Here is a 582-nt window from a genome sequence, read left to right as displayed (position 1 = left end):
CCGCCCGACCTGTCGACCACCGGCCGCCCCGCCGTTGGTGGGCCGGTCGCCGCCGCCGGGCTCCGGCGGCAGGTCGCGGCCGAGACGGTCGAGCAGGACGCCGGTGAGCACCCCGGCGGTGACCGCCGGGTCGGCGGCGTGTGGCTGCTCGCCCTCGCCCCGACGCGGCGGAGGCATCCGGCAGACCCGGCTGAGCAGGGTGTCCAGCACCGGGGCGGGCAGGCCGGGGAGCAGGTCGCGGACCCGACCGTCCAGTTCGCGGTGCAGCCGGGCGAGGTCGTCGCCGCGCGGTGGATGACCGAGCAGTTCGCTGGCGAGGTCGCGCAGCAGCGGCGGTGCCACGGCGGCCAGCCCCAGCCCGACATCGGCGTGCGCGCCGCGCAGGTCGTGGTGCAGCCGGTCGCGATCACCGGCCCGGACGCCGCGCACCACCCGGTGCAGCAGCTCCCGGGAGTCGGCGATGCGTTCGTCAGGTTGCTCCGCCGGACCCTCCCGCCCGCCGGTCAGCTCGGCCACCCGCACCGACCACCAGCGACGCAGCCGCACCTCGCCGGCCGGCTCGGGCGCGGCGACCACCGGTTC

Annotated in this window: 1 pseudogene; it reads right to left on the bottom strand. The window is 78.7% G+C overall.

Annotated elements, in window-relative coordinates:
• Positions 1 to 582 (bottom strand): annotated as a pseudogene (locus AC2CHE_RS26960) (hypothetical protein); the annotation flags it as partial.

This window comes from Micromonospora sp. ATLC16 (genome assembly GCF_057196645.1).
Note: the sequence above shows the minus strand (reverse complement) of the source record. Positions and strands in the feature narration are given on the sequence as shown.